This window comes from Corynebacterium freneyi (assembly GCF_030408835.1).
GTDB lineage: Bacteria > Actinomycetota > Actinomycetes > Mycobacteriales > Mycobacteriaceae > Corynebacterium > Corynebacterium freneyi.
Genome location: NZ_CP047357.1, coordinates 2,627,118 through 2,647,260, shown reverse-complemented (window position 1 = coordinate 2,647,260; position 20,143 = coordinate 2,627,118). Strand labels below are relative to the sequence as shown.

The following is a 20,143-nucleotide window of genomic DNA, read 5'->3' as shown; positions in this document are numbered from 1 at the left end:
GCAATCAGTGAGCGTCGGCGTAGGCCGATTGCCATTCCTTTTCGGTGGCCCCGGGAGCTTGCGCTCCCGGGGCTGCTTGTTTTCTGCGAACCTACTGATCAGCGATCGCCGCCAGTCCCGACGCCACCGCGGTGACGGACAGGACGGCGGGCCAGGCGCCGATCTTCTTGGCGGCCGGGTGGGAGGCGCCGAATGCGCCGATGTAGGCGCCGAGCAGGCCGGCGGTGGCCAGGGGGCCCTTGCGGGCGTACCAGGTGCGGGCGGAGTAGATGCCGGCTGCGGCGAGGATGACGCCGCCGAGGGGGCGGATGCCGGTTTCGCGGGCGGTGAGCCATCCGCCGATGAGGCCCGTCGCGATGAGCGGGGCGGTCTTGACGTCTTCGGCCTTCTTCAACTTCATGTCCATGCGGCCCAGAGTATCCGCGCTACGCTGGGCGCATGTTGAACAATGTTTCGGAAGGGGTTTCCGGGCCGCGCGCCGGGCGCCGAGCGACGCTCGCGGGGGCCTCGTTGTACCTGGTCACGGATGCCCGCCGTCACATCGATCCGGATTTCGGGGAGTTGGCCCGGTTCGCCGATGCGGCGTTGTCGGCGGGGGTGGACATCATTCAGTTGCGCGACAAGGGGTCCGCAGGCGAGCGGAGTCTGGGGGCGATGGAGGCCGCGGAGGAGTTGGCGGCGCTGGCGGTGCTGCGCGAGGTCGCCGACCGTCACGGCAAGTTGCTGGCGGTCAACGACCGGGCGGACATCGCCGTGGCCGCCGGTGCGGATGTGTTGCACACGGGGCAGAAGGATTTGCCGGTGGCGGTGGCCCGGCGGCTCATCGGCCCGGACATGTTGTTGGGCAAGTCCTGCAACAACGCGGGTCAGGTCGATGCGGCGGCGAATGATCCGGATCTGGATTATTTCTGCACCGGTCCGGTGTGGGCCACCCCGACGAAGCCGGGGCGTCCGGCTGCGGGGTTGGATCTGGTCCGGCACGCGGCGGGCGTGGTGCGTGACGACGGCGACGCGCATCCCTTTTTCGCCATCGGCGGCATCGACCCCTCCAATGCGGGGGAGGTCGCCGCGGCCGGTGCATCGAAGCTCGTGGTGGTGCGCGCCCTGACCGGTGCGGCCGATGATGAGGCGTTGCGGGCGAATGCGGCGGCGCTGCGGGCGGCCGTCGGCGGAGAGTCCGTCGGCGGGCAGGACGTCGCCGGGGAGGACGCGCGATGAGCGCCAACGATTCGTTGCACGTCGCGGTCGTCGGCAACGGCGTCATCGGGATGGCCACGGCCTTCCGGTTGGCCCACGCCGGCCATCGCGTGACGCTGCAGGCGCCGAGTGCGGCGACCGGCCCGAGCTGGGTCGCCGGCGGCATGTTCGGTGCGTATACGGAGGCGTGGCCGGGGGAGGAGGCGATGCTGCACCTCGGTGCCGCGTCGCTGCGTCGGTGGCTGCCGCTGCTCGAGGACCTGGAGGGGGTGCCGACGCAGCAGTCGGGCATTCTCACCGGACGGGGCACGGTGCTCGCCGGCATCGATGCGGCCGACGCCGCCGACGTGGAGTCGATCGTGGCCACCACCGAGGAGCACTACCCGGGCGTGCTGCGCCGGGTGACCCGCCGCGAGCTGCGCGCCTTGGAGCCGTCGCTGGCCCCGGTGTTGCGCGGTGCGGTGGTGTGCGACGACGAGTGGAGCGTCGACAACCGTCAATTGCTGTCGAAGCTCGGCGCCGCCTGCCGCGAATTGGGCGTGAACAGGGTGCTCGGCACCGTCACCGACGTCGACGAGTTGCGCGAGGGCGTCGGCGCCGACGTCGTGGTGGTCGCCGCCGGGGCGGGGTCGGCGGAACTGATCGACGTTCCCGTTCGCGAGGTCAAGGGGGAGGTGCTGCGGTTGCGTCGACGCGGGTCGTCGGAAAGCAGGCCCGAACGCACCATCCGCGCCCGCGTGCACGGCAGGCCCTGCTACCTGGTGCCCAGAAGCTGGGGGCTGGCCGTCGGCGCGACCGAATACGAACACGGCCACGACCTGGAGGCGACGGCCGGCGGGACGCGGACGCTGCTCGACGACGCGGCGATGGTGTTCCCCGGCATCGACGACTACGCGTTCGCCGAAGTCTCCGCCGGGCTGCGGCCGTACTCGCCCGACAACGTGCCGCTGATCGGCGAGGTGCGGCCGGGGGTCGTCGCCGCCTGCGGCCACGGGCGCAACGGTATCCTTTTGGCCGCGGTCACCGCCGACGCCGTGCGCGGCATCGTCGAGGGCGAACCGCTGCCCGAGGTGGCGAGCGCGGACCCGAACCGTTTCCGTTCATGAGCATCGAATCAAGCAACGAGGACACAATGACCAGCACCGTTTCCGTCAACGGCGCCGACCGCGAGCTCGCGGCCGACGCCACCATCGCCGCCATCGTCGACGACGTCGCCGGCGGTTCCCGTGGCGTGGCCGTCGCAGTCGACGGCGTCGTCCTGCCGCGCGAGCGGTGGGGCTCCACCGTCGGGGAGCTCGAGCCGTCCGCCATCGACGTGCTCACCGCGGTCCAGGGAGGGTAGGGGCATGGCGGCGCAGGCCGACTCCCGCAGCGGCGCACACGTCGACGCCACCGTCGACGGCACCGTCGGCGCCACCTCCGATCCGCTGGTCATCGCCGGCCGCGAGTTCGGCTCCAGGCTGATCATGGGCACCGGTGGCGCGGCGAATCAGGCGGTGCTCGGCGAGGCGTTGAAGGCGTCGGGCACGGTGCTGACCACCGTCGCCATGCGTCGCGTCGACTCCGGCGGCGGCACGGGCGTGCTGAGTCTGCTCGACGAGCTGGGCATCGAGGCGCTGCCGAACACCGCCGGTTGCCGCACCGCACGCGAGGCGGTGCTCACCGCGCAGCTGGCTCGCGAGGCCCTGGGCACGTCGTGGGTGAAGCTGGAGGTCATCGCCGACGACCGGACCCTGCTTCCCGACGCCCTCGAACTCGTCGACGCCGCCGAACAGCTGGTGGACGACGGTTTCACCGTCCTGCCGTACACCAACGACGACCCGGCGCTGGCGAAGCGGCTGGAAGACATCGGCTGCGCGGCGGTCATGCCGCTGGCCGCGCCGATCGGCACGGGGCAGGGAATCCTCAACGAACACAACCTGGGCATGATCGTCGAACGCGCCGGCGTGCCCGTCATCTGCGACGCGGGCATCGGCACGGCGTCGGACGCGGCGCGGGCGATGGAGCTGGGCTGCTCCGCCGTGCTGCTGGCCACCGCCGTCACCCGCGCGAAGGACCCGGTGCTCATGGCCGCCGCCATGCGCGACGGCGTCGCCGCCGGGCGGTTGGCGTACCGCGCCGGGCGGATCCCCAAGCGCTCGTGGGCCCTGGCGTCGTCGCCGGATTACGAGGACCTGGGGTAGCAGCCCCTAAAACGTCTCGTGCCGCCTCTGGTGCTCCTCGACGAAGGTCTCGGAGTGCTCGGCCAGTTTGATCAGCGGGGGCACGGCCTTGGCCAGGCGGCGCACCTCGTCGGGGCTCATGGTGCGGACGATGCGTTCGATGATGGCACCCCAGTGGCCGATCATCTGCTCCAGCAGGGCGCTGCCGGTTTCGGAGACGTACAGGTCCTGGGCGCGGCGGTCGACGGCGTTGTGCTCGCGCTTGATCAGGTTGTTGTCCAGCAGGCGGCGCACGGTGGCCGACACGTTGGACGGGCGCAGGAAACGCAGCCGCGCGATGTCGGACACGCCGCAGCCGGGGTGGGTGGAGATGAAGTGCAGGACCTCCATCTCGGACTGCGAAATGTCGAGCCGCTGGTTGGGTCGCTCTCCGAGGCGGCGCGTGGCGGCCAGAAAGTCGTAGACCCCGATCGCGATGCGTCGGACGTTTTCCTTCGTCTCTTCGTCGAAGTCCGGGTTCTCGGCGGGAGAAGCGGAAACCATGGTGTACTTTCCTTTCTCGGATCCAGGGTCGCCGCGGTCTGGCCGCGGGGTCCGGAATAGTCCCTCAACTATATATTCAGTGTAGAAAGTCGTGTGTTACATGCGTGCGGAAATCGACGGGAAAAACGGGGGCGTCCCCCTGTCGCTCCTGGCGGCCCTGGCTTTGGCGACGATGGCCGGCCCGCTGTCGATCGACACCTACCTGCCGGCCTTCCCGCTCATGGCGGGGGATCTGGGCACGAATCAGCCTGGCGTGCAGCTGACGTTGACGCTGTTCATGGCGGGCATGGCGCTGGGCCAGTTCTTCATCGGCCCGATGTCGGACTCGATGGGGCGGCGCCGCCTCCTGTTGGGCAGCCAGTTGTTGGCGGCGGTCGCGGCGTTCGTCTGCGCGGTCGCGCCGGACGTGTGGGTGATGTGGGGCGGCCGGTTCGTCCACGGCATCGCCGGCGGCGCGGGCGTGGTGCTGGCCCGCGCGGTGGTGGCGGATCTGGCTGCCGGCAAGTCCGCGGCCCGGGCGTTTTCCCTGATGATGCTCATCAACGGCGTCGCCCCGATTCTCGCCCCCATCATCGGCGCGCTGCTGCTGGTGCCCTTCGGCTGGCGTTCGATCTTCGTGTTCATGGGCGTGTTCAACGTCGCGGCCCTGGTGGTGCTGGCCGCCGTCGTCAAGGAATCCCTGCCCGCGGAAAACCGCAGTGCCGGTGGCCTGCGGGGGCTGTTCGGCGGCATCGCGGAGGTCGTGAAAATCCGCGGCTTCCTCGGCTACGTCATCGCCTTCTGGTTCAGCTTCGGTGCGATGTTCGCCTACATCTCCGGCTCGCCGTTCGTCATGCAGGGCCAGCTGGGGTTGGGCGTCGGCACGTATTCGCTGCTGTTCGCCGTGTCGTCGGCGATGATCGTTCTCGGTTCGGCGATCAGCGCGCGGATCGTCAACACCGTCGACCCGCGGCGCCTGCTGGCCGCCGGCATCGTGGCGCTGCTCGCGGTGTCCGTGTTTTTGCTTGCCGACGCCCACCTGCACCCCACTGTGTGGATCATCGCTCCGCTGCTGATGGTGGCGCTGGGGGCGATGGGCTTCATCATGGGCAACGCCACGGCACTCGCGACGGGCCTGGCCAGGCGGCGCGCGGGTGCGGCGTCGGCCATGCTCGGCGCGGGCCAGTTCGTCGTCGCCGGCGCCATCTCCCCGCTGGTCGGCCTCGGCGCCGACGCCGCGGTGACCATGGGCACCGTCATGACGTGCTCGGCCGCCGTCGCCCTGCTCGGTGTCGCGTGGGCGGTGAAGCGGGAGGCCGCGTAGCCAGGTAGACGCCCAGGGCCGCCGGCGCGCACATGACCACTGCGGCCACCGACGGGATCTCGTCGAGAAGCACCACACCCAACCCGAGGCTGACCAGCGGCGGCAGGAAATGCGCGGCGGCGGCGCGCTCCGGACCGAATTCGCGGATGATCATCAACCACAACGTCATGCCGAACACCGACGCGCCGATGATGAGGTAGGCCACCGCGATGAAGAACCGCGGCGTGAAATCCGGGGCGCCGTCGAAGATGAGGGCCCCGACGGCCAGGGGCAGACCGCCGGCGAGGCTCTGGACGCCGGTGGACATCCACGGACTGCCCGGCGGAACCAGCTTCGGCGTGAGCACCGTGCCCGCGATCAGGCACGCCACCGCCGCCGACCCGATGGCGATGCCGCCGCCCGTGGTGTCGCCGGAACCCAGGCGGGTCAACGCCGAACCGGTCACGCCGACGAAACCGATGACGCACCCCGCCCACTGGACCATCCGCAGCTGCTCGCCCTGCAACGCCGAAATGACGAGCACCACGATGGGAATCGTCGACGTGAGTATCGCCGCCATGCCCACCGACACGTGGGGCAGCGCCGCGGCGATCAACCCGAGGTAGCCGGTGTTGTTGAGGACTCCGACGATGATGAGCCCGCCGAGCCCCTTCTTCGGCGGTCCGCCCGTCGCCCGCCACGACAACGCGACCATCAGCGCGCCGGCGACGGTGCAGCGGATGGCGACGACCGTCATCGGGGCCGACTGGGAAACGGCGATCTTCGTCGCCGCGAAAGCACCGGACCATAGCGTGGCCCAGACTGCGGCGAGGACGGCGAAACGGATCATCGGCCGCCCGTGGAAAGCCGGGGCGGCGGATCGGGAGTCGGATTGCATGGCGGCCTTTCGTCGATACTTCATTGTTTGCTGAAGTGTGAAGCAAGGTTGCATGACGAAACGGTGCGCGTCTACCGTTCCAGGTGAAAAGGACGCGACCGTCCCCCGATGCGGGGGAGGGGAACCCAAACGCCCGTCGCAGACCCTGCGGGGCGAGGAGGACGAAGGAAAGAGGAGAAGGAGCCGCCATGAAGACCGAAGACGACGGCCTGGCCTTCGCCGCGTCGATCGCGGCGGAATGCTCCTCGCCGGTGCGGCTGATGATCCTCCGCCTGCTGTTGGAAGAGGGCGAATCCCGCGTGCGGATCATGGCCGAACAACTCGGCGTCGGGGAATCGACGCTGTCCAACCACCTCAAACGACTCCGCGACGCCGGCATCGTCGGCGTTACCCGCAGCGGCCGCACCGCCACCTACCGCCTCGCCGACCCCCGCGTCGGCGAGGTGGTGGCATCGCTGCTCGGCGCTGCCGGACTCGCCCCCGAATACCCCGCCCTCGACGCCGACTCGGGGCTGGCGCACGCGCGGTCCTGCTACGACCACCTCGCCGGAGAAGTCGGCGTGAAACTCACCCGCGGACTCGTCGACAAGCGCGCCATCGTCGTCGACGGCGATGTCGTCGACGTCGGCCCCAACGCCGAAAAATGCTTCGCCCGGCTCGGCGCGGGACTCACCGGCCTGCCCGCAGGCCGAAAGCGGTCGTTCATGTGCGACGACTGGAGCCACGGCGACAAACACCTCGCCGGTGCCCTCGGCGCGATGCTGCTGCAGGGACTGATCTCCAAACGATTCGTCGAAAGCGTCCCCGGATCCCGCGAACTGGCCGTGACTTCCGCCGGCGAGGCGATCTTCGCCGAGTTCTACACCGCGTAGTCGGCTACACGTCGTAGTCGACGACGACCGGAGCGTGATCCGACGCGCCCTTGCCCTTGCGCTCCTCACGGTCGATGAACGCGCCGGTGACGGTGTCGGCCAACGCCGGAGACGCCAACTGGAAATCGATGCGCATGCCCTGGCGCTTCTGGAACCGCAGCTGCTGGTAATCCCAATACGTCCACTCGCCCTCGGTGCGCGGGCGCGTCACGTCACGGAAACCCGCCTCCTGCAGCGCCTCGAACGCCGCCCGCTCCGGGCCCGTGACATGCGTCTTGCCGTCGAAAAACGCCATGTCCCACACGTCCTCGTCACGCGGGGCGATGTTGAAATCGCCGCCGATCATGGCCTTGTGGGCCGGATCGTCGTCAAGCGCGGCACGGCCCGCATCGCGCAGGGCCTCCAAAAACCGAAGCTTGTAGTCGTAATGCGGATCACCCACCGCACGACCATTGGGCACGTACACGCTGTGGACGCGCACGCCCCCGCACGTCGCCGTAATGTGCCGGGCCTCCGCCAGCTGCTCCAGCTCCTGATCCTTCGTGAACCCCGGCTGCCCCGGGAACCCCACCTCGACGTCCTCGATGCCGACGCGCGAAATGATGGCCACGCCATTCCACTGGTTGAGCCCATGATGGGCGACCTCGTAGCCCAGCTCCTCGAAACGCGCCGCCGGGAACTGATCATCCCGGCACTTCGTCTCCTGCACCGCCAACACGTCGATGGCATGCCGCTCCAACACGCCCACCATGCGCTCCAGGCGAGTGCGGGCCGAATTGACGTTCCAGACGCAAATACGCATGCGGCAACCGTACCCGGCGGCACGGACGAGGCGACGCGCGCCGGGACGATCGCTCCGGGAACAATCGCGCCACCTGCGACGTTGGACGGGGTGACACCGGCGCGCGACGGAAGGACGACGACCGCAATGCAACACGAGCGAAACCAGGGCGACCCCACCACGTCGGTCAACCCGTCCACCGACCCGTACGCGAACCCCTTCGACGTCAACCCGTTCGCGACTCCGTCGGTCCCCGCGCCCGTACCGGGCCCGGCGCCGACCCCCGCGCCCCACGTCGCCCGCACCCCCGTGCCGGCCGACCACCCGCTGCTCGGCGTGCCCCGCAACCCCCACATCACCCCGGCCACCGTCGCCGCGGCCGAAGCGCTGGGCTACGACCCCGACGCCGTCAACGCGCCGCTGAGCACACGGTTCGGCGCCCTGTTCGTCGACGCCATCGTCTATGCGGGCTTGCTCGGCGTCATCCTCGTGCTGCTCGGCGCATTCGGCCCGCCCGACGCATGGGCCTACGGCGCCGTCGCAGCCATCTTCGCCGGGCCCGCCGGCTTCTACGGCTACCGCGCCATGGGCGACGCCGTCTTCGAGGGCTCGCCCGGCAAACACATCTTCGGCCTGCACATGAGCGGCCCCAACGGCCTGCCCGTCTCCGGCACCGACGGACTTCGCCGCAACCTGTGGATCCTGCCGTCCATGATCCCCGGCCTCGGCTGGATGATCAGCCTGGCCATGATGGCCTGGATCGGCCTGAGCGCGGGAAACGACCCGCTCGGTCGCGGAGGACACGAACGGGCCGTCGGCACGCGGGTGACGGAGAAGAAGGAGAAGTAGCCTCCCCGCCCCGGCCGATCACATGGCGCCGGGGTCGACGCTGATCGAATCGACGATGCCGTCACCGTCGAAATCATGGTGGCGGGTGTCGAACTCGCCGTTGCCGGTGGTGTCGTACAGGATCGAATCCGCCACGCCGTCGCCGTCGAAATCGTAGGCGCGGGCGTCGACCTCCCCGTCGCCGTCGAGATCGTAATCGACGCTGTTGACCACCCCGTCGCCGTCGTAATCGGCGATGGTGACGTCGGCGACGCCATCGCCGTCGAGGTCGATGGACAGCTCGTCGATCGCACCGTCCCGGTTCAGGTCCGACTTCGTCACCACCATCTCCGGATCCACCGAATCGACGATGTCGTCGATGTCCCCGAGCGGCACGGCGCCGACTTCGGGAGCCTCGGGGGTTCCCGACTCCCCGCAGGCCTGCCCGGGCGTCGACTGCTCGGGCACGTCCTTGCCGGCGTCGTCGCCGCGGAGATTCTCGATGAACTGCGTGAAAACCGTGTTGTCCGACATTTCTCTTCCGCTCCTTGAAAGTTGGGCCGTCGCCTTGTGGCGCATTCACGGATGAGATGCGCCGACAGCCCCGAAAGTTCCCGCTAGCCGCCGCGAAAGTTCCTGCTTTACGACGAAAAACCGGCGCCCCCGCCGAAGAAGCGGGGACGCCGGGGCGTCGCAAAGCAACGAGATGCCGTGAAAACCGGCCGGACTACACCTGCAGGCCGTCGGCGCCCGGATCGACCGGATCGTCCGCGCCACCGAAGTTCGGATCCTCCTCCACGATGTCGACGATGCCGTCGCCATCGGTGTCCGTGTACCGGATGTCCGAGTAGCCGTCGTTGTCGCGGTCGATCTCGAGGGTGTCCATCGTGCCATCGCCATCCGTGTCCGACCACACGTGATCGATGCGGCCATCGCCGGACGTGTCCACGTGCAGCTCGGAGAAGTTCTCGCCGTCGGCACCCCGCGCCTCCGCGTCGACGATGCCGTCGCCGTCGAGATCCAGGGACAGCGTGTCCACCTCACCATCGCCGGTGGTGTCCGTCGCCCCGACGACCTCCGCCGCGTCCAGATCGATCGTGATGTCCGGGCCCTCCACCTGGCCGTAGACGTCGTAGTCGACGGCGTCCACGTCCGCCGCGCGCTCCGGGCCCGGGGCGGCCGGGGCGGCGGGAGCGGCCGGGGGAACGTCGGGGGCGGCGCCCTGGTCGAGGAACGCGTCGACCTCCTCCGTGCTGGACAGCGTCGTGTCCAGGATCGCGTCATTGGTCGTGTCGATCTGGATGGAATCGACCTCGCCGTCGCCGTCCATGTCGGTGACGATGGTGTCGACGTAGCCGTCCTTGTCCAGGTCCAGCACGATCTGGTCGATCGAGCCGTCGCCGTCCAAATCCGACGCCGACATCGCGTCGTTGGCGGACTCCTCCAGCACCTCGTCCAGGCTGATGCCCAGGCCCGACTCGGGGGCGGCGGCGTCGGCCGGCACGGCCTTGTCCTCGGGGATGGCGTCGGCGGGAGCGTTGTCGGCGGGGTTGTTGCGGTCGGCGGGGTTGTCGTTTCCGGACATTTTCCTGATCCTCTCGGGTCGCGTGTGCGGTGGTCTTCCGCGTTGTTCGACGATGAGATGCGGCGGGTTCGCGGAATGTTCCCGTCGCCGGAAATTATCCACGACCAATCTTCGCGGGGCATCATTTTCCGGAGCACCTTCTATGATGACGAATGCCCCGAGAGCGGCAGACCCCATCGACCCCTACGTGAGGAAGCACATGACGGCGACGCAGGCAGACGCGCGCACCGCGCTGCGGCGCGAAGTCGAATCGGCCGCGAAAACCGTGTCCTCGGCGCTGAAGGTCCTCGACAGATACGGGCACGCCGACGCGGCCGAAGCGATTCGCCGCACGTGGGCCGACACCACCCTGCGCGGCACCGTCGTGGTCGTCGGCGAGGTCAAACGCGGCAAAAGCTCCGTGATCAACGCAATCGCCGGCGCCCGCGACCTGCTGCCCGTCGACGTCGACGTGTGCACCTCCGTTCCCGTGCAGGTGCTGCGGTCGGACGAGAACACCGAGGTCATCGACCTCAACTTCGGCGACTACGTCGAACGGGCGCCGCTGTCGGAGTTGCGTGAGTGGACGACCATGAACGGCGCCCGGGTCTCCGACCCCGACACCCCGGAACTGCCCACCGGCGTCACCGTCCGCGTGGCCGGCGACCACGTGCCCAGGGCACTGTTCATCGACACCCCCGGCGCCGGCGGCCTGGACCGGGAGGCCATCGACATCGCGCTCGAACGCGCCCGCGGCGCCGGCGTGCTGCTCATGGTGTGCGACGCCACGACGCCGATCACCGCCCCGGAGATGGACATCCTCGCCCGCGCGGCTCAGGCGGCCGGATCCGTCGTCGTCGCGGTGACGAAAACCGACAAGAACCTGCGCCGCTGGCGGGCCATCGTCGACGACGACCGCCGCCTCATCCGCGAGCACCTGGGCCGCGACGTGCCCGTCATCGGAGTGTCCAGCCTGCGCGCGGTCGACGCCGCGGAGATGGCCGACCCCGATCGCCGCGCCCGCGTGGAAAAAACCTCCGGCGTCGCCGAACTGCGCGCCCACATCGCCGCCGAAATGGCCCGGGGCGCGTTGCTGTCGAAGGTGGCGGCGCTGTCCATGGCCGAATCCGCGCTCGAAGGCGTCGCCGCGTCCATCGACGCCGACATCGCCGCCGTCGACCGCGCCGAAGAGGTCGTCCCCGAGCTCGAGGCGCGACGCGAGGAACTGCGCCGACTGCGCGACCACGGCCAGGAGTGGGAGCAGATCCTGTCCCGCAACATCTCCGTCGCAAGGCAATCAATCATGGCCAACTTCGACGCCGAGATGGACCGCATCCGCGAGCACTGGATCCGCACCATCAACAACTCCGGAATGAAGGTGCTGCGGTCGAAGCCGCAGGTGTTCACCTCCCGCATCGAAGAGGAACTGTCCGCGGCGGCGGAGTCGACCGTCAACCGGCAGCTGGAGGTGCTGCGCCGCGAGGCCAACGCCCTGTTCGGCGACGACCACGAATGGGAGGCGATGGCGGGGGCGGCGCTGCTGAGCATCGCCCCCGGCGGCGCAGGCGACGGTCGGCATTCCGTCGCGTCGAAGACCGAAAACCTCCTCGACCCGAGCATGCTCACCCTGGGCATCATCTCCGGCCCCGCCATCGCCTCGGCCGGCGGCGGCGCGCTGGCGGCGATGGGCCTGGCCACCATCGCCCTGCCCGCGGCGGTCATCGGCGGCGGATGGCTCGGCGTGAACATGGCCTACCGGGCGATGCGCAACGGCAAGCAGCACCTGGTCACCTGGACGCGCGAGACCGTGGCGGCGCTGCGCATGAGCGTCAACCGCAACATCGACACCCTGGTGACCACCGTGCGCACCGAAATCGTGCTGCGCTACCGGGCACGCCTGCGTCGCGAGGGCGACGAACTCAAACGCCGCATCGAAGACGCCCGCGCCACCGCCCGCGCCTCGGAGGAAGAGCGGCGGCAGACGCTGGCCAGACTCAACCGGAACAAGGAAATCGTCGCCAAGGTCCGCGCGGATCTCGCCACCTCCGCCGGAACGCTGCGGGGAGTGGGGCGCTGATGAACATGGGGAACACGCACACCGGGCAGATGCAGCAGCCGTCGATGGATCCGGTGACGCACGAGATCGACCAGGCGCTCCACGCGCTGGCCTCCGGCGGCGGCGATCTGCCCGACCACGCCAATCGTCTGGGCCGGATCCTGTTTTCGCCGCCTCGGGTGCTCATCGTCGGCAGGCTCAAGGCGGGCAAGTCCACCCTGGTCAACGCGCTGATCGGTGAAAACGTCGCGGCGACGGGCACGCTGGAGACGACCAACGCCGTCACCGTCTTCCGCTACGGTGCCCCGTCGCGGGCGGAGGTCGTGGGCAACGACGGCGTGCGCAGCCGGGGCATCCTCGATGACGGGGTGCTCGTCGACGTCTGCCGTCCCGTGCCGGAGGTCGCCTTCGTCGAGCGGTTCCTGCCGTCGGCGGCGGTGGAGCGGATGACCATCATCGACACCCCGGGCATCGCCACGCTGACCGTGGAAAACCGCGACGCCACCGAGCGGGCGCTCATCGACGGCTACGCCCAGACGCGTGATGCGTCGGTCGACGCCGATGCGGCGGTGTTCCTGTTCGACTCGTCGCCACGCATGGATGAGCGGGAGTTCATCGGCAAGCTGGGTTTCACCCCGCTCAACACCATCGGCGTGCTGGCCCGCGCGGATTCCTTCGGCGAGGGCGCGTTCGGCCGCCGCGACCCGATCGAGCACGCCGAGCGGTACTGCGGTGTGCTGCGCGGTCGGCTGGGGTCGTTGATGGGCGAGGTCGTGCCGGTGTCGGGCCTGATGGCGGAGTCGGCGGCGACGGGCCGGGTGACTGAGCCGGTGGCGCGCGCCGTCGCGCAGCTCGGGCGCCTGGATTCGGAGGATCTCGTCGAGGAGCTCGAGGCCGAGGCCCCGCAGCGCATCGACGCGGGGTTGCGGGACCGGGCCCTCGATTTGCTGGGCGAGTACGGCGTCGTGCGGGGCGCGGGTGTGGCGGCGCAGGGTGCGGTGGCGCTCAACGAATGGTTGGAGGACCGGTCCGGCGTCGCCCGCCTGCGCCGCGTCCTCGAGGGTGGCCTGCTGCGGTATGCGGCGTTGGGCCGCGCCGCCCGCCTGCTGCACCAGCTGGAGTTGCTCGGCTATTCCCATGAGCTGTCGGCCCATGTGCGGCACATCCACGGTGTGTTGGTCAATCAGCCGGCGATGGCGCCGGTGATGCTCTTCACCGCGTACCGGGGGTTGGCGGCGACGTCGCCGGATTCGGTGCTCATGCCTTTGCTTTACGACGCCTTGACCGGGTCGAACCCCGCCGAGAGGGTGGGTTTGCCGGCTGCGGCCGATCCCTCGCAGGTGCGTCAGAGGGCCCGGGAGATGTACGACGAGTTGCAGCGGATGGGCCTTCTGGGACGATCTGCGGCGGAGGAAGACTCTCGCGTTCGACTGATCACGATGGTGTCAACGCTGTTAAGCTGATCGAATCGTTGAGGTAGACGAAAGGAACGGGACCATGTCGGGTTGGCGCTTGGCCATCGACTTCGGAACGTCCAACACGGCCGCCGCGCATCGTCCGGCGGGGGCGGGCAAGGATGGGCCGCCCGCGGAGGCGTTGGCGTTGTCGCACAACGGCAACCTGTTGCCGTCGGCCGTTTTCGCCGATGGCCAGGGGCTCATGGTCGGCCACGTCGCGATGAACCAGGCGGAGTCGCGGCCCGACGCGTTCCTTCCGGAGCCCAAGCGTGCCGTGGGGTCGGACAGCGTGCTGCTGGCCGGCACGAACACGCCGGTGTCGGAGGTCATCGGTGCGGTCATCGGTTCGGTTCTCGACCGGGCCCGCCGTTTCTCCGGTGGTTCCATGCCGGATGACGTCGTGCTGACCCACCCCGAGGGCTGGGGGCAGGCCGAGTTGATGCGGCTCATCGAGGGCGCGGAGCGCGCGGGTATCGAGCGTCGCCGCATGTCGCTGGTGTCGGAGCCGCGGGCGGCGACGTATTGGTACTCCTTCAAGCGTCCGTTGGCGCCGGGGCAGAAGGTCGCCGTGTTCGACCTCGGAGGCGGCACCTTGGACGTGGCGGTGCTGACGCCGACGGCCGATGGTTCGTTGCAGGTCATCGCCGCCCGCGGCGACAATTCGCTGGGCGGTCGCACCCTCGATGCACGCATCCGGTCGTGGGTGGAGGCCGAGCTCGAGGAGAACGACACCGAGCTGCTGCGCGCCCTTCGTTCGGGTGCGACGGGCCCGTCGCTGGCGCTGGACCGGGCGATCAAGACGGCCAAGGAGGTTTTGTCGGAGGCGCCGCGTGCGACCATCACCGTCGCCGCGCAGGGTCGTGAGACGACGCTGATGCTCACTCGCGGCGAGTTCGAGGAGTTGATCAAGCCCGACGTCGACCGCGCGCTGGACGTCACCCGCGCCACGCTGCTCGACGCGGGCCTGCGCCCGGATCCGTCGACGCCGCTGTACCTGACCGGTGGTTCCGCGCGAATCCCGTACATCCAGGACCGTCTCGGTGAACTGTGCCAGGTGGCCACGCTCGACGACCCGAAGACCGTCGTCAGCCGCGGTGCGCTCATGGGGCCGACGCGCCGTGCCGACGACGTCGCTGCGGGCGTGACCACGTGGGTCGCGCCGGGCGCGGTCGCCGCGGGTGCGGGCCCGATGGCGGTGGCTCCGGTGGCGCCGACTCCGTCGGCGCAGGCCGATGCCCAGCAGCAGCCGCGGCAGGCGCAGCAGTGGCAGGGGCAGCAGCCGCAGATGCCGCAGCAGCCGTACACGGCGCCGCAGCAGCAGGCCGGTCCGCCGAACCCCTACGGCCGGCCGCCCCAGCAGCCGCAGCCTCAGCAGCACCAGCAGACGCGGCAGATGCAGCAGTTCGGGGCGGTGCCCAGTTCGTCTGGTTCGAAGTCCGGCGGGTCGGGTGGCTCGAAGACGCCGCTCATCGCCATCGGCGCGGTGGTGGCGCTGCTCATCGTCGGTGGTGGCGCGTGGGCGCTGTTGTCCGGCGGCGACGGCGGCGACGGCGGTGGCGGCAACGGTGGGGAAACCACCACGTCGGCCAGCGGCAGCTCCGACAAGTCGTACCCGCCGTGGCCGGATCCCATGCCGGATCGGTCGGACTACGAGACCGGCACCCTCGCGGTTCTCGATCACCTGCCGGACGGCTTGGGCGACGGGCTGAACCAGTGCAGCGCCACCGAGTCTTCCATCCGGTTGGGCGTGGGCGCGGAGAATGTGCCGGGCTACCTGTGCGGTTACGGTTCCTGGGTCAACAGCCGCGATGGCCTGACCATCGCCAACATTGCACCGGGCATGGAGATCGTCGAGGCGGTGCGCAACGCCGCCGGCATGTCCACCTCCGAGCTGGAGACGCTGGTGGAAGACGATGAGAAGGCCATCTACCTGTACGTGACCGATTCGTTCTCGTATTTCTTCTACGTCGACAACCCCGGCGAGTACGTGTACCAGTCCGGGCATTTCGACACCGAGCAGGAGGCGCGGGACTTCCTCACCAAGCGCGATTTGATGTAGCTCAGGCGTAGCGGGCTCTAACCCGCAAGCGCAGCGTGAAGCGTCCTGGGTTTGGTTTCTTCCTTAGCTGAGGCAGGAACGAAGCCCAGGACGCTTCAACGTGCTCTACACCGACCGCCCCGTGCTCTGATGCCGCGTGCTCTGGTCCGGCGACGCGACCGGTCCGCCGCATCGCTAAACCACGGGGTCGGCGTCAGCTTCTCTCAGCCGACGCCCGCCTCCGCCAACGCCGCCTTCAACTTCGAGCGACCGCGATTCAGGCGGGTCTTCACCGTCGCCACCGCAACCCCCTGATGATCGGCGATGTCCTGGTAAGTGAAGTCGGCGTACTCGCGCAGCACGACGGCCTCCCGGAACTCCGGCGGCAACGTCGCCAACGCGGCCCGGACCACCTCGACCGTGGTCACGCGCTCGGACACCCCCGGCGCCCGATCGACCTCGTCATCACCGGCGTCGGCGTCGGGAGTGTCGCGACGCCTGCGCACGAGCATCAACGCGGCATTGGCCGTGATGCGGTGCATCCACGTGGAAAAACGCGAATTCCCCTCGAACCGATCGAGATTGCGCCACCCCGCGATGAGAGCATCCTGCAGCGCATCCTCGGCATCCTGACGATGCGACGTGATCGACAGGCAGACGGCCCACAAATGATCGCGATGCGGCGACACCAGCTCCCGAAACGCCCCGGAATCCCCCTCCCGGGCACGGGCGACCAGGTCCAGCTCCACATCGCGATCACGGCTCATTCCGACTCACCACTCCAATCCGGAATCGGCGTCGCCGACACCCGGCAACGGATCAACGTCCCCGCCGTCCGACGCACCCACATCAAGGCCGTCGATATCGCCGATGCCGTCGAGGTCGGCGCCGTCGCCGAGATCACCGCCGTCACCTGCGGGGGAGCCGTCGAGGTCGCCGGGCAAATCATCGATGGCGCCGTAGACGTCGTCACCGTCCCCGCCGCGCGACGCCGGAAGCGCGGCGGGATCCACGTCGGCGTCGTCAAGCGGATCCGCGGCGTCGTCGGCCAGGGCAATGGAATCGAGATCCTCGTCGCCCGGCGCATCGGCCGCAGCATCGACGGGAACGATGGAATCGTCGACGTCATGGGCATCGGCGCTGAACGCGTAATCGAGCATCCCGTCGAAGAAATCCGAATCGAGGTGCATGGGCGCGGATTCGGCCAGGTTCAAATCGAGCTGGTTGTCGTCGAGCATGGCACCTCCCTTTCTGGAGGAGAATTATTCCACGAACCGCCCCCGAAGGGACGGAACTCATGGACCGTCGCAGATGAGATGCGGCGACCGCCCCGAATGTTCCCGGCACCGGGCCACTCCGGCGCGGACGCGCTCAGCCGTTCCACACTCAGCCGCTCCACACTCAGCCGTTCCACACCGCGTACCGGTGGCGATGATGCTCGCCGAACCCCAGGCTCCGGTACAGGGCGATGCCGGCCTCGTTGCCCGACACGACCTGCAGGTAACACTCGTCGGCGCCGTTGGCCGCACCCCAATGCATCATGTGCAGGCCCATCAACGTGCCCAGGCCCCGGCGCCGCAGATCGGGGGCGACCTCCACCGCGGAAAACCCGAGCCAGCGCCGGCCGTCGCCGGACTCGGTGAGCGTGCCGCGGGTGATGGCCACCGTCCGCGCCCCGCCGTCGCCGTCGTCGAGCACCAGGCGGCCGAAGGACATCCGTCCGTCGATGTCGTCGCGAAGCAGCTGCAACGCCCGCCGCGGCAGCGCCCTGCCCCGGAAGTGGTACAACGCCAGCCACTGCTCGTCCGGCTGGTCGAGGACCTCGGCGCGGATGCCGGGCAGCGACTCCGGCGTGACCGGCTCGGGCAGGTCGTCGGCCGACCGCGTCATGACGATGATCTCCGGCCCGATCTCCCACCCCTCGCCGGAGACGAGCTGCTCGGCCGGCCGGCAGATCCGGTCGGGCACGGCGATGCGCACCGGCAGCCCATGGCGGGCGTAGAAGTCACGGATGTCGTCGAGCGGCACCGGCGACGTGCCCGCGGCCGGCCCGATCGGCAGCGCGGAGTTCGACCGCTCGGTGATGCCGTCGCCGGCGCGCAGCAGCCATTGGCCCGCCCACCGGTGCTCGATGCCGGGAAACGCCTTCGCGGTGGCGGTCTCCACCGCGCGGATGTCGGAGTTGCGCACGACGAGGTCGGGCAGCGCCTTGACCACCAGCACCTTGTGGTCCGTGAAGTCGACGGGTTCGGCCGGCGTCCCGTCCGGGCGGTCGCTGCTTTTCGACGTCGGCCGCACCACCAAGGGGTCCACCGATTCGACGCGGCCGATGACGTCGGTGACCTTCTTCCCCGAGGCGGCGGCCTCCTCCGGGGTCAACTCGCGGCGCACGATGACGCGGCGGCCCACCTCGATGTCGCCGGCGCCCCACCGCGATGCCGGCAGGCCGGGGGTGTCGGGGTACTCGGGGAGGCTCATGCGTCGTCGGCCCGGCCCTTGTCCAGCGAATTCGGCTCGTCGTGGCCGAACGGGTCCTCGTCGACTCCCGGCGTCCACGTGATGCCGCCTTCGGTCCATCCTGCGCGCTTGATCTCCTTCTTCGCGCGGCGCTTCCACCGGCCGGTCAGCACGTCGGTGTAGAGGAAGCCGTCGAGGTGGCCGACCTCGTGCTGCAGGCAGCGCGCCAACAGGCCGGTGCCGACGACCGTGACGGGTTCGCCGTGCTCATCCAGTCCGGTGACGGTGGCGTGTTCGGCGCGGGCCGTCGGAAAGCTCAGGCCGGGCACGGACAGGCAGCCCTCGTCGTCGGAGCCGTCGTCCTCCGGCATGCTCTTCGGGATCTCCGAGGTCTCCAGCACGGGGTTGATCACGCAGCCGCGCTGGAACTCGCCCGACTCATCCGGGCAGTCGTACACGAAAAGACGCAGGTCGCGGCCCACCTGGTTCGCCGCCAACCCGACGCCGTTGGCGGCGTCCATGGTCTCGTACATGTCGGCGATCAGCTCCGACAGGTCCGACACGTCGCCGTCGACGGGGCGGGTCGGGTTGTGCAGGACGGGATCGCCGCAAACGACGATGGGCAGGATGGTCATGGGGAAAGCCTACCGCCGGGGCCGACGGCGATGACGCCCGTCCCCGTGGCGCGTGCGCCGGGGTGCGGGCCGAGTTGCCGCGCCGCGTGCTTTAGTGGAGGGATGGACGGGGAGGACGGAAACATCACTGACGCGGGCACCGCCGACGCGGGCGACGTCCACGCGGGTACCGACGACTCGGTAACCGGGGAAGCCGGGAGCGGGGGAGCAGAGAGCGGCAGCGCCGCCGAGGACTTCCTCCACCGCGCCCTGGCCTTCGAACGGCGCTGGTCGACCATCGTGCGGCGCGGGCCCCGCCAGGCAGGCCGGCGCGAGGAGGCCATCCGCACCGAGTTCGGCATGAGCGCCGTGCGCTATCACCAGCGCCTCAACCTGTTGCTGGGCACCCCCGAGGCGGAGGCGGCCGACCCCGTCACGGTGCACAGGCTGCAGAGGCTTCGCGACGGTTCGTCGTAAAGCCCGCTCGCGGGGGCGTGGCGCGAACTCGGGGGAGGAAAGGGGCGATCAGGAATCCCATCCGCCACAGCTGCCTCAACCTTTACTTAACAGTTAGGGCTTTCGGTCGTTACCATGGACACGTGACCGACGTACATGACCAGAGCAACTTCCCCCGCCCCGGCCGTCACCGCAGCCCCGACGACTGGGACGACGACCACCGGGAAGCCCCCGCCGCCGACGCCGCCGACTACGACGACTACCGCGACGATCGCGAGTACGACGACCACGACGACGACTTCCGCGACGACGAACGCCCCACCGACACCGGCGGCGGCATGCCCCTGCGCGGCCTGGCCATGATCTGCATCTTCATCGGCGTCTGCCTCATGGGCTGGGGCCTCTACGCATGGAGCAACGACCGCGCCGGAAACGACGGCACCGGCGACGACGCCGGCACCGTCGCCGAAGCCCCCGCCGGCCAGCGACCCGGCATGAACCCCGACGCCGAAGCCGGTGCCGGCGCCGACGGCCGCCCCGACGCCGCAGCCCCCGCCCCCGGGGCCGACGAGGACGCCGACGAGGGCGCCGACGGCGAGCACTCCGACATCAACCGCGGCGACTTCCACATCACCGTCCTCAACAACTCCGAGGAACCGGGCCTCGCCGCCCGCGTCTCCGACGACCTCGCCCGCGAAGGCTGGGGCCGCGGCGAAACCGGCAACGCCGCCGAAGGCGAAGTCGGCGTGTGGGCACGCACCACCGTCCACTACACCCCCGACGACGACGCCGAAAAGGCCGCCGCCGAAGACATCGCCCACGCCAACGGCTGGGACGTCGCACCCCGCGACGACCGCCTCGCCAACGCCCCCGGCGGCATCGTCGTCGTCACCGCCGCCGACGCGAACCACTGACCTCGGTCACCCCTCCACCCGCCC

At 69.7% G+C, this 20,143-nt stretch carries 22 protein-coding genes; 12 read left to right on the top strand and 10 right to left on the bottom strand.

The window, feature by feature from the left end; translation table 11 throughout:
* Positions 1 to 91 precede the first annotated feature (91 nt).
* The gene (locus tag CFREN_RS11870) at positions 92 to 406 is read right to left on the bottom strand and encodes a hypothetical protein (RefSeq protein WP_070523488.1); all 315 of its coding nucleotides are present in this window, start codon (positions 404 to 406) and stop codon (positions 92 to 94) included.
* 32 nt (positions 407 to 438) lie between these two features.
* Here CFREN_RS11870 and thiE point away from each other — a divergent pair, with 32 nt between their 5' ends.
* From thiE to CFREN_RS11850, 4 genes are read left to right on the top strand one after another with little or no spacing between them, the layout of a single operon-like run.
* Entirely contained in the window at positions 439 to 1,218 is a 780-nt protein-coding gene (thiE, locus tag CFREN_RS11865) for a thiamine phosphate synthase (protein ID WP_209651783.1), read from the top strand.
* Complete coding sequence (thiO, locus tag CFREN_RS11860; RefSeq protein WP_209651786.1) at positions 1,215 to 2,303, top strand: glycine oxidase ThiO; 1,089 nt, start codon at positions 1,215 to 1,217, stop codon at positions 2,301 to 2,303. Before thiE ends, thiO begins: the two co-directional genes overlap by 4 nt.
* Before the next feature lie 26 nt (positions 2,304 to 2,329).
* Entirely contained in the window at positions 2,330 to 2,539 is a 210-nt protein-coding gene (gene thiS, locus CFREN_RS11855; protein WP_070523480.1) for a sulfur carrier protein ThiS, read from the top strand.
* Between the two features lie 4 nt (positions 2,540 to 2,543).
* Positions 2,544 to 3,380: a thiazole synthase gene (locus tag CFREN_RS11850; protein ID WP_209651788.1), complete on the top strand. Its 837-nt coding sequence runs from the start codon at positions 2,544 to 2,546 to the stop codon at positions 3,378 to 3,380.
* Between the two features lie 6 nt (positions 3,381 to 3,386).
* Here CFREN_RS11850 and CFREN_RS11845 read toward each other — a convergent pair whose 3' ends face one another.
* Positions 3,387 to 3,902 (bottom strand): MarR family winged helix-turn-helix transcriptional regulator, encoded by a 516-nt coding sequence (locus CFREN_RS11845; protein ID WP_070523477.1) that lies wholly within the window; start codon positions 3,900 to 3,902, stop codon positions 3,387 to 3,389.
* 100 nt (positions 3,903 to 4,002) lie between these two features.
* Between CFREN_RS11845 and CFREN_RS11840 the strand changes: the two genes are divergently transcribed.
* A complete protein-coding gene (locus tag CFREN_RS11840; RefSeq protein ID WP_209651790.1) occupies positions 4,003 to 5,205 on the top strand; it encodes a multidrug effflux MFS transporter in 1,203 nt (400 codons plus the stop codon).
* Here the strand turns inward: CFREN_RS11840 and CFREN_RS11835 are convergent.
* Positions 5,138 to 6,106, bottom strand: coding sequence for a DMT family transporter (locus tag CFREN_RS11835; RefSeq protein ID WP_209651792.1), 969 nt, complete (start codon positions 6,104 to 6,106; stop codon positions 5,138 to 5,140). The genes CFREN_RS11840 and CFREN_RS11835 overlap by 68 nt on opposite strands.
* A gap of 164 nt (positions 6,107 to 6,270) precedes the next feature.
* On the opposite strand from CFREN_RS11835, the gene CFREN_RS11830 reads away from it, so the two are divergent.
* Positions 6,271 to 6,954: an ArsR/SmtB family transcription factor gene (locus tag CFREN_RS11830; RefSeq protein WP_070523469.1), complete on the top strand. Its 684-nt coding sequence runs from the start codon at positions 6,271 to 6,273 to the stop codon at positions 6,952 to 6,954.
* A gap of 4 nt (positions 6,955 to 6,958) precedes the next feature.
* Here CFREN_RS11830 and CFREN_RS11825 read toward each other — a convergent pair whose 3' ends face one another.
* The gene (locus CFREN_RS11825) at positions 6,959 to 7,756 is read right to left on the bottom strand and encodes an exodeoxyribonuclease III (RefSeq protein ID WP_209651794.1); all 798 of its coding nucleotides are present in this window, start codon (positions 7,754 to 7,756) and stop codon (positions 6,959 to 6,961) included.
* Between the two features lie 126 nt (positions 7,757 to 7,882).
* Between CFREN_RS11825 and CFREN_RS11820 the strand changes: the two genes are divergently transcribed.
* Positions 7,883 to 8,584 carry an RDD family protein gene (locus CFREN_RS11820; RefSeq protein ID WP_209651796.1) on the top strand — a complete coding sequence of 234 codons (702 nt, stop codon included), beginning with the start codon at positions 7,883 to 7,885 and terminating at the stop codon, positions 8,582 to 8,584.
* Positions 8,585 to 8,602: 18 nt separating this feature from the next.
* On the opposite strand, the gene CFREN_RS11815 is transcribed toward CFREN_RS11820, so the two are convergent.
* Both CFREN_RS11815 and CFREN_RS11810 read right to left on the bottom strand, forming a co-directional pair.
* Positions 8,603 to 9,097, bottom strand: coding sequence for a hypothetical protein (locus CFREN_RS11815; protein ID WP_239253186.1), 495 nt, complete (start codon positions 9,095 to 9,097; stop codon positions 8,603 to 8,605).
* Between the two features lie 193 nt (positions 9,098 to 9,290).
* On the bottom strand, positions 9,291 to 10,148 hold the full coding sequence (locus CFREN_RS11810; protein ID WP_209651799.1) for a hypothetical protein: 858 nt from the start codon (positions 10,146 to 10,148) through the stop codon (positions 9,291 to 9,293).
* Positions 10,149 to 10,347: 199 nt separating this feature from the next.
* Here CFREN_RS11810 and CFREN_RS11805 point away from each other — a divergent pair, with 199 nt between their 5' ends.
* From CFREN_RS11805 to CFREN_RS11795, 3 genes are read left to right on the top strand one after another with little or no spacing between them, the layout of a single operon-like run.
* Positions 10,348 to 12,204: a dynamin family protein gene (locus tag CFREN_RS11805; RefSeq protein ID WP_209651801.1), complete on the top strand. Its 1,857-nt coding sequence runs from the start codon at positions 10,348 to 10,350 to the stop codon at positions 12,202 to 12,204.
* Entirely contained in the window at positions 12,204 to 13,646 is a 1,443-nt protein-coding gene (locus CFREN_RS11800; RefSeq protein WP_244979471.1) for a dynamin family protein, read from the top strand. Before CFREN_RS11805 ends, CFREN_RS11800 begins: the two co-directional genes overlap by 1 nt.
* 34 nt (positions 13,647 to 13,680) lie before the next feature.
* Positions 13,681 to 15,699, top strand: coding sequence for an Hsp70 family protein (locus tag CFREN_RS11795; RefSeq protein ID WP_209651803.1), 2,019 nt, complete (start codon positions 13,681 to 13,683; stop codon positions 15,697 to 15,699).
* Positions 15,700 to 15,902: 203 nt separating this feature from the next.
* On the opposite strand, the gene CFREN_RS11790 is transcribed toward CFREN_RS11795, so the two are convergent.
* The 4 genes from CFREN_RS11790 to CFREN_RS11775 all read right to left on the bottom strand — a co-directional run bounded on the left by CFREN_RS11790 (position 15,903) and on the right by CFREN_RS11775 (position 18,770).
* Positions 15,903 to 16,445, bottom strand: a complete 543-nt coding sequence (locus CFREN_RS11790) for an RNA polymerase sigma factor (protein WP_209651805.1) — start codon at positions 16,443 to 16,445, stop codon at positions 15,903 to 15,905.
* Between the two features lie 6 nt (positions 16,446 to 16,451).
* Complete coding sequence (locus tag CFREN_RS11785; protein WP_209651807.1) at positions 16,452 to 16,916, bottom strand: hypothetical protein; 465 nt, start codon at positions 16,914 to 16,916, stop codon at positions 16,452 to 16,454.
* Between the two features lie 163 nt (positions 16,917 to 17,079).
* Positions 17,080 to 18,156 carry an N-acetylglutamate synthase, CG3035 family gene (locus tag CFREN_RS11780; RefSeq protein ID WP_209651809.1) on the bottom strand — a complete coding sequence of 359 codons (1,077 nt, stop codon included), beginning with the start codon at positions 18,154 to 18,156 and terminating at the stop codon, positions 17,080 to 17,082.
* Positions 18,153 to 18,770 carry a peptide deformylase gene (locus CFREN_RS11775; RefSeq protein ID WP_070523445.1) on the bottom strand — a complete coding sequence of 206 codons (618 nt, stop codon included), beginning with the start codon at positions 18,768 to 18,770 and terminating at the stop codon, positions 18,153 to 18,155. The genes CFREN_RS11780 and CFREN_RS11775 overlap by 4 nt, the downstream gene beginning before the upstream one ends.
* A 102-nt stretch (positions 18,771 to 18,872) precedes the next feature.
* Here CFREN_RS11775 and CFREN_RS11770 point away from each other — a divergent pair, with 102 nt between their 5' ends.
* Both CFREN_RS11770 and CFREN_RS11765 read left to right on the top strand, forming a co-directional pair.
* A complete protein-coding gene (locus CFREN_RS11770; protein WP_209654489.1) occupies positions 18,873 to 19,226 on the top strand; it encodes a DUF3263 domain-containing protein in 354 nt (117 codons plus the stop codon).
* 122 nt (positions 19,227 to 19,348) lie between these two features.
* Positions 19,349 to 20,119, top strand: coding sequence for a LytR C-terminal domain-containing protein (locus CFREN_RS11765; RefSeq protein WP_209651812.1), 771 nt, complete (start codon positions 19,349 to 19,351; stop codon positions 20,117 to 20,119).
* Positions 20,120 to 20,143 lie beyond the last annotated feature (24 nt).

What these genes read in the sequence shown, in the direction of transcription:
- CFREN_RS11825 (WP_209651794.1), bottom strand. Translation starts at nt 7,756, where the DNA reads ATGCGTATTTGCGTCTGGAACGTCAATTCGGCCCGCACTCGCCTGGAG.
- CFREN_RS11780 (WP_209651809.1), bottom strand. Translation starts at nt 18,156, where the DNA reads ATGAGCCTCCCCGAGTACCCCGACACCCCCGGCCTGCCGGCATCGCGG.
- CFREN_RS11845 (WP_070523477.1), bottom strand. Translation starts at nt 3,902, where the DNA reads ATGGTTTCCGCTTCTCCCGCCGAGAACCCGGACTTCGACGAAGAGACG.
- CFREN_RS11810 (WP_209651799.1), bottom strand. Translation starts at nt 10,148, where the DNA reads ATGTCCGGAAACGACAACCCCGCCGACCGCAACAACCCCGCCGACAAC.
- CFREN_RS11835 (WP_209651792.1), bottom strand. Translation starts at nt 6,106, where the DNA reads ATGAAGTATCGACGAAAGGCCGCCATGCAATCCGACTCCCGATCCGCC.
- thiO (WP_209651786.1), top strand. Translation starts at nt 1,215, where the DNA reads ATGAGCGCCAACGATTCGTTGCACGTCGCGGTCGTCGGCAACGGCGTC.
- CFREN_RS11785 (WP_209651807.1), bottom strand. Translation starts at nt 16,916, where the DNA reads ATGCTCGACGACAACCAGCTCGATTTGAACCTGGCCGAATCCGCGCCC.
- CFREN_RS11840 (WP_209651790.1), top strand. Translation starts at nt 4,003, where the DNA reads ATGCGTGCGGAAATCGACGGGAAAAACGGGGGCGTCCCCCTGTCGCTC.
- CFREN_RS11820 (WP_209651796.1), top strand. Translation starts at nt 7,883, where the DNA reads ATGCAACACGAGCGAAACCAGGGCGACCCCACCACGTCGGTCAACCCG.
- thiS (WP_070523480.1), top strand. Translation starts at nt 2,330, where the DNA reads ATGACCAGCACCGTTTCCGTCAACGGCGCCGACCGCGAGCTCGCGGCC.
- CFREN_RS11800 (WP_244979471.1), top strand. Translation starts at nt 12,204, where the DNA reads ATGAACATGGGGAACACGCACACCGGGCAGATGCAGCAGCCGTCGATG.
- CFREN_RS11775 (WP_070523445.1), bottom strand. Translation starts at nt 18,770, where the DNA reads ATGACCATCCTGCCCATCGTCGTTTGCGGCGATCCCGTCCTGCACAAC.
- CFREN_RS11795 (WP_209651803.1), top strand. Translation starts at nt 13,681, where the DNA reads ATGTCGGGTTGGCGCTTGGCCATCGACTTCGGAACGTCCAACACGGCC.
- CFREN_RS11870 (WP_070523488.1), bottom strand. Translation starts at nt 406, where the DNA reads ATGGACATGAAGTTGAAGAAGGCCGAAGACGTCAAGACCGCCCCGCTC.
- CFREN_RS11770 (WP_209654489.1), top strand. Translation starts at nt 18,873, where the DNA reads ATGGACGGGGAGGACGGAAACATCACTGACGCGGGCACCGCCGACGCG.
- CFREN_RS11805 (WP_209651801.1), top strand. Translation starts at nt 10,348, where the DNA reads ATGACGGCGACGCAGGCAGACGCGCGCACCGCGCTGCGGCGCGAAGTC.
- CFREN_RS11850 (WP_209651788.1), top strand. Translation starts at nt 2,544, where the DNA reads ATGGCGGCGCAGGCCGACTCCCGCAGCGGCGCACACGTCGACGCCACC.
- CFREN_RS11830 (WP_070523469.1), top strand. Translation starts at nt 6,271, where the DNA reads ATGAAGACCGAAGACGACGGCCTGGCCTTCGCCGCGTCGATCGCGGCG.
- CFREN_RS11790 (WP_209651805.1), bottom strand. Translation starts at nt 16,445, where the DNA reads ATGAGCCGTGATCGCGATGTGGAGCTGGACCTGGTCGCCCGTGCCCGG.
- thiE (WP_209651783.1), top strand. Translation starts at nt 439, where the DNA reads ATGTTGAACAATGTTTCGGAAGGGGTTTCCGGGCCGCGCGCCGGGCGC.
- CFREN_RS11815 (WP_239253186.1), bottom strand. Translation starts at nt 9,097, where the DNA reads ATGTCGGACAACACGGTTTTCACGCAGTTCATCGAGAATCTCCGCGGC.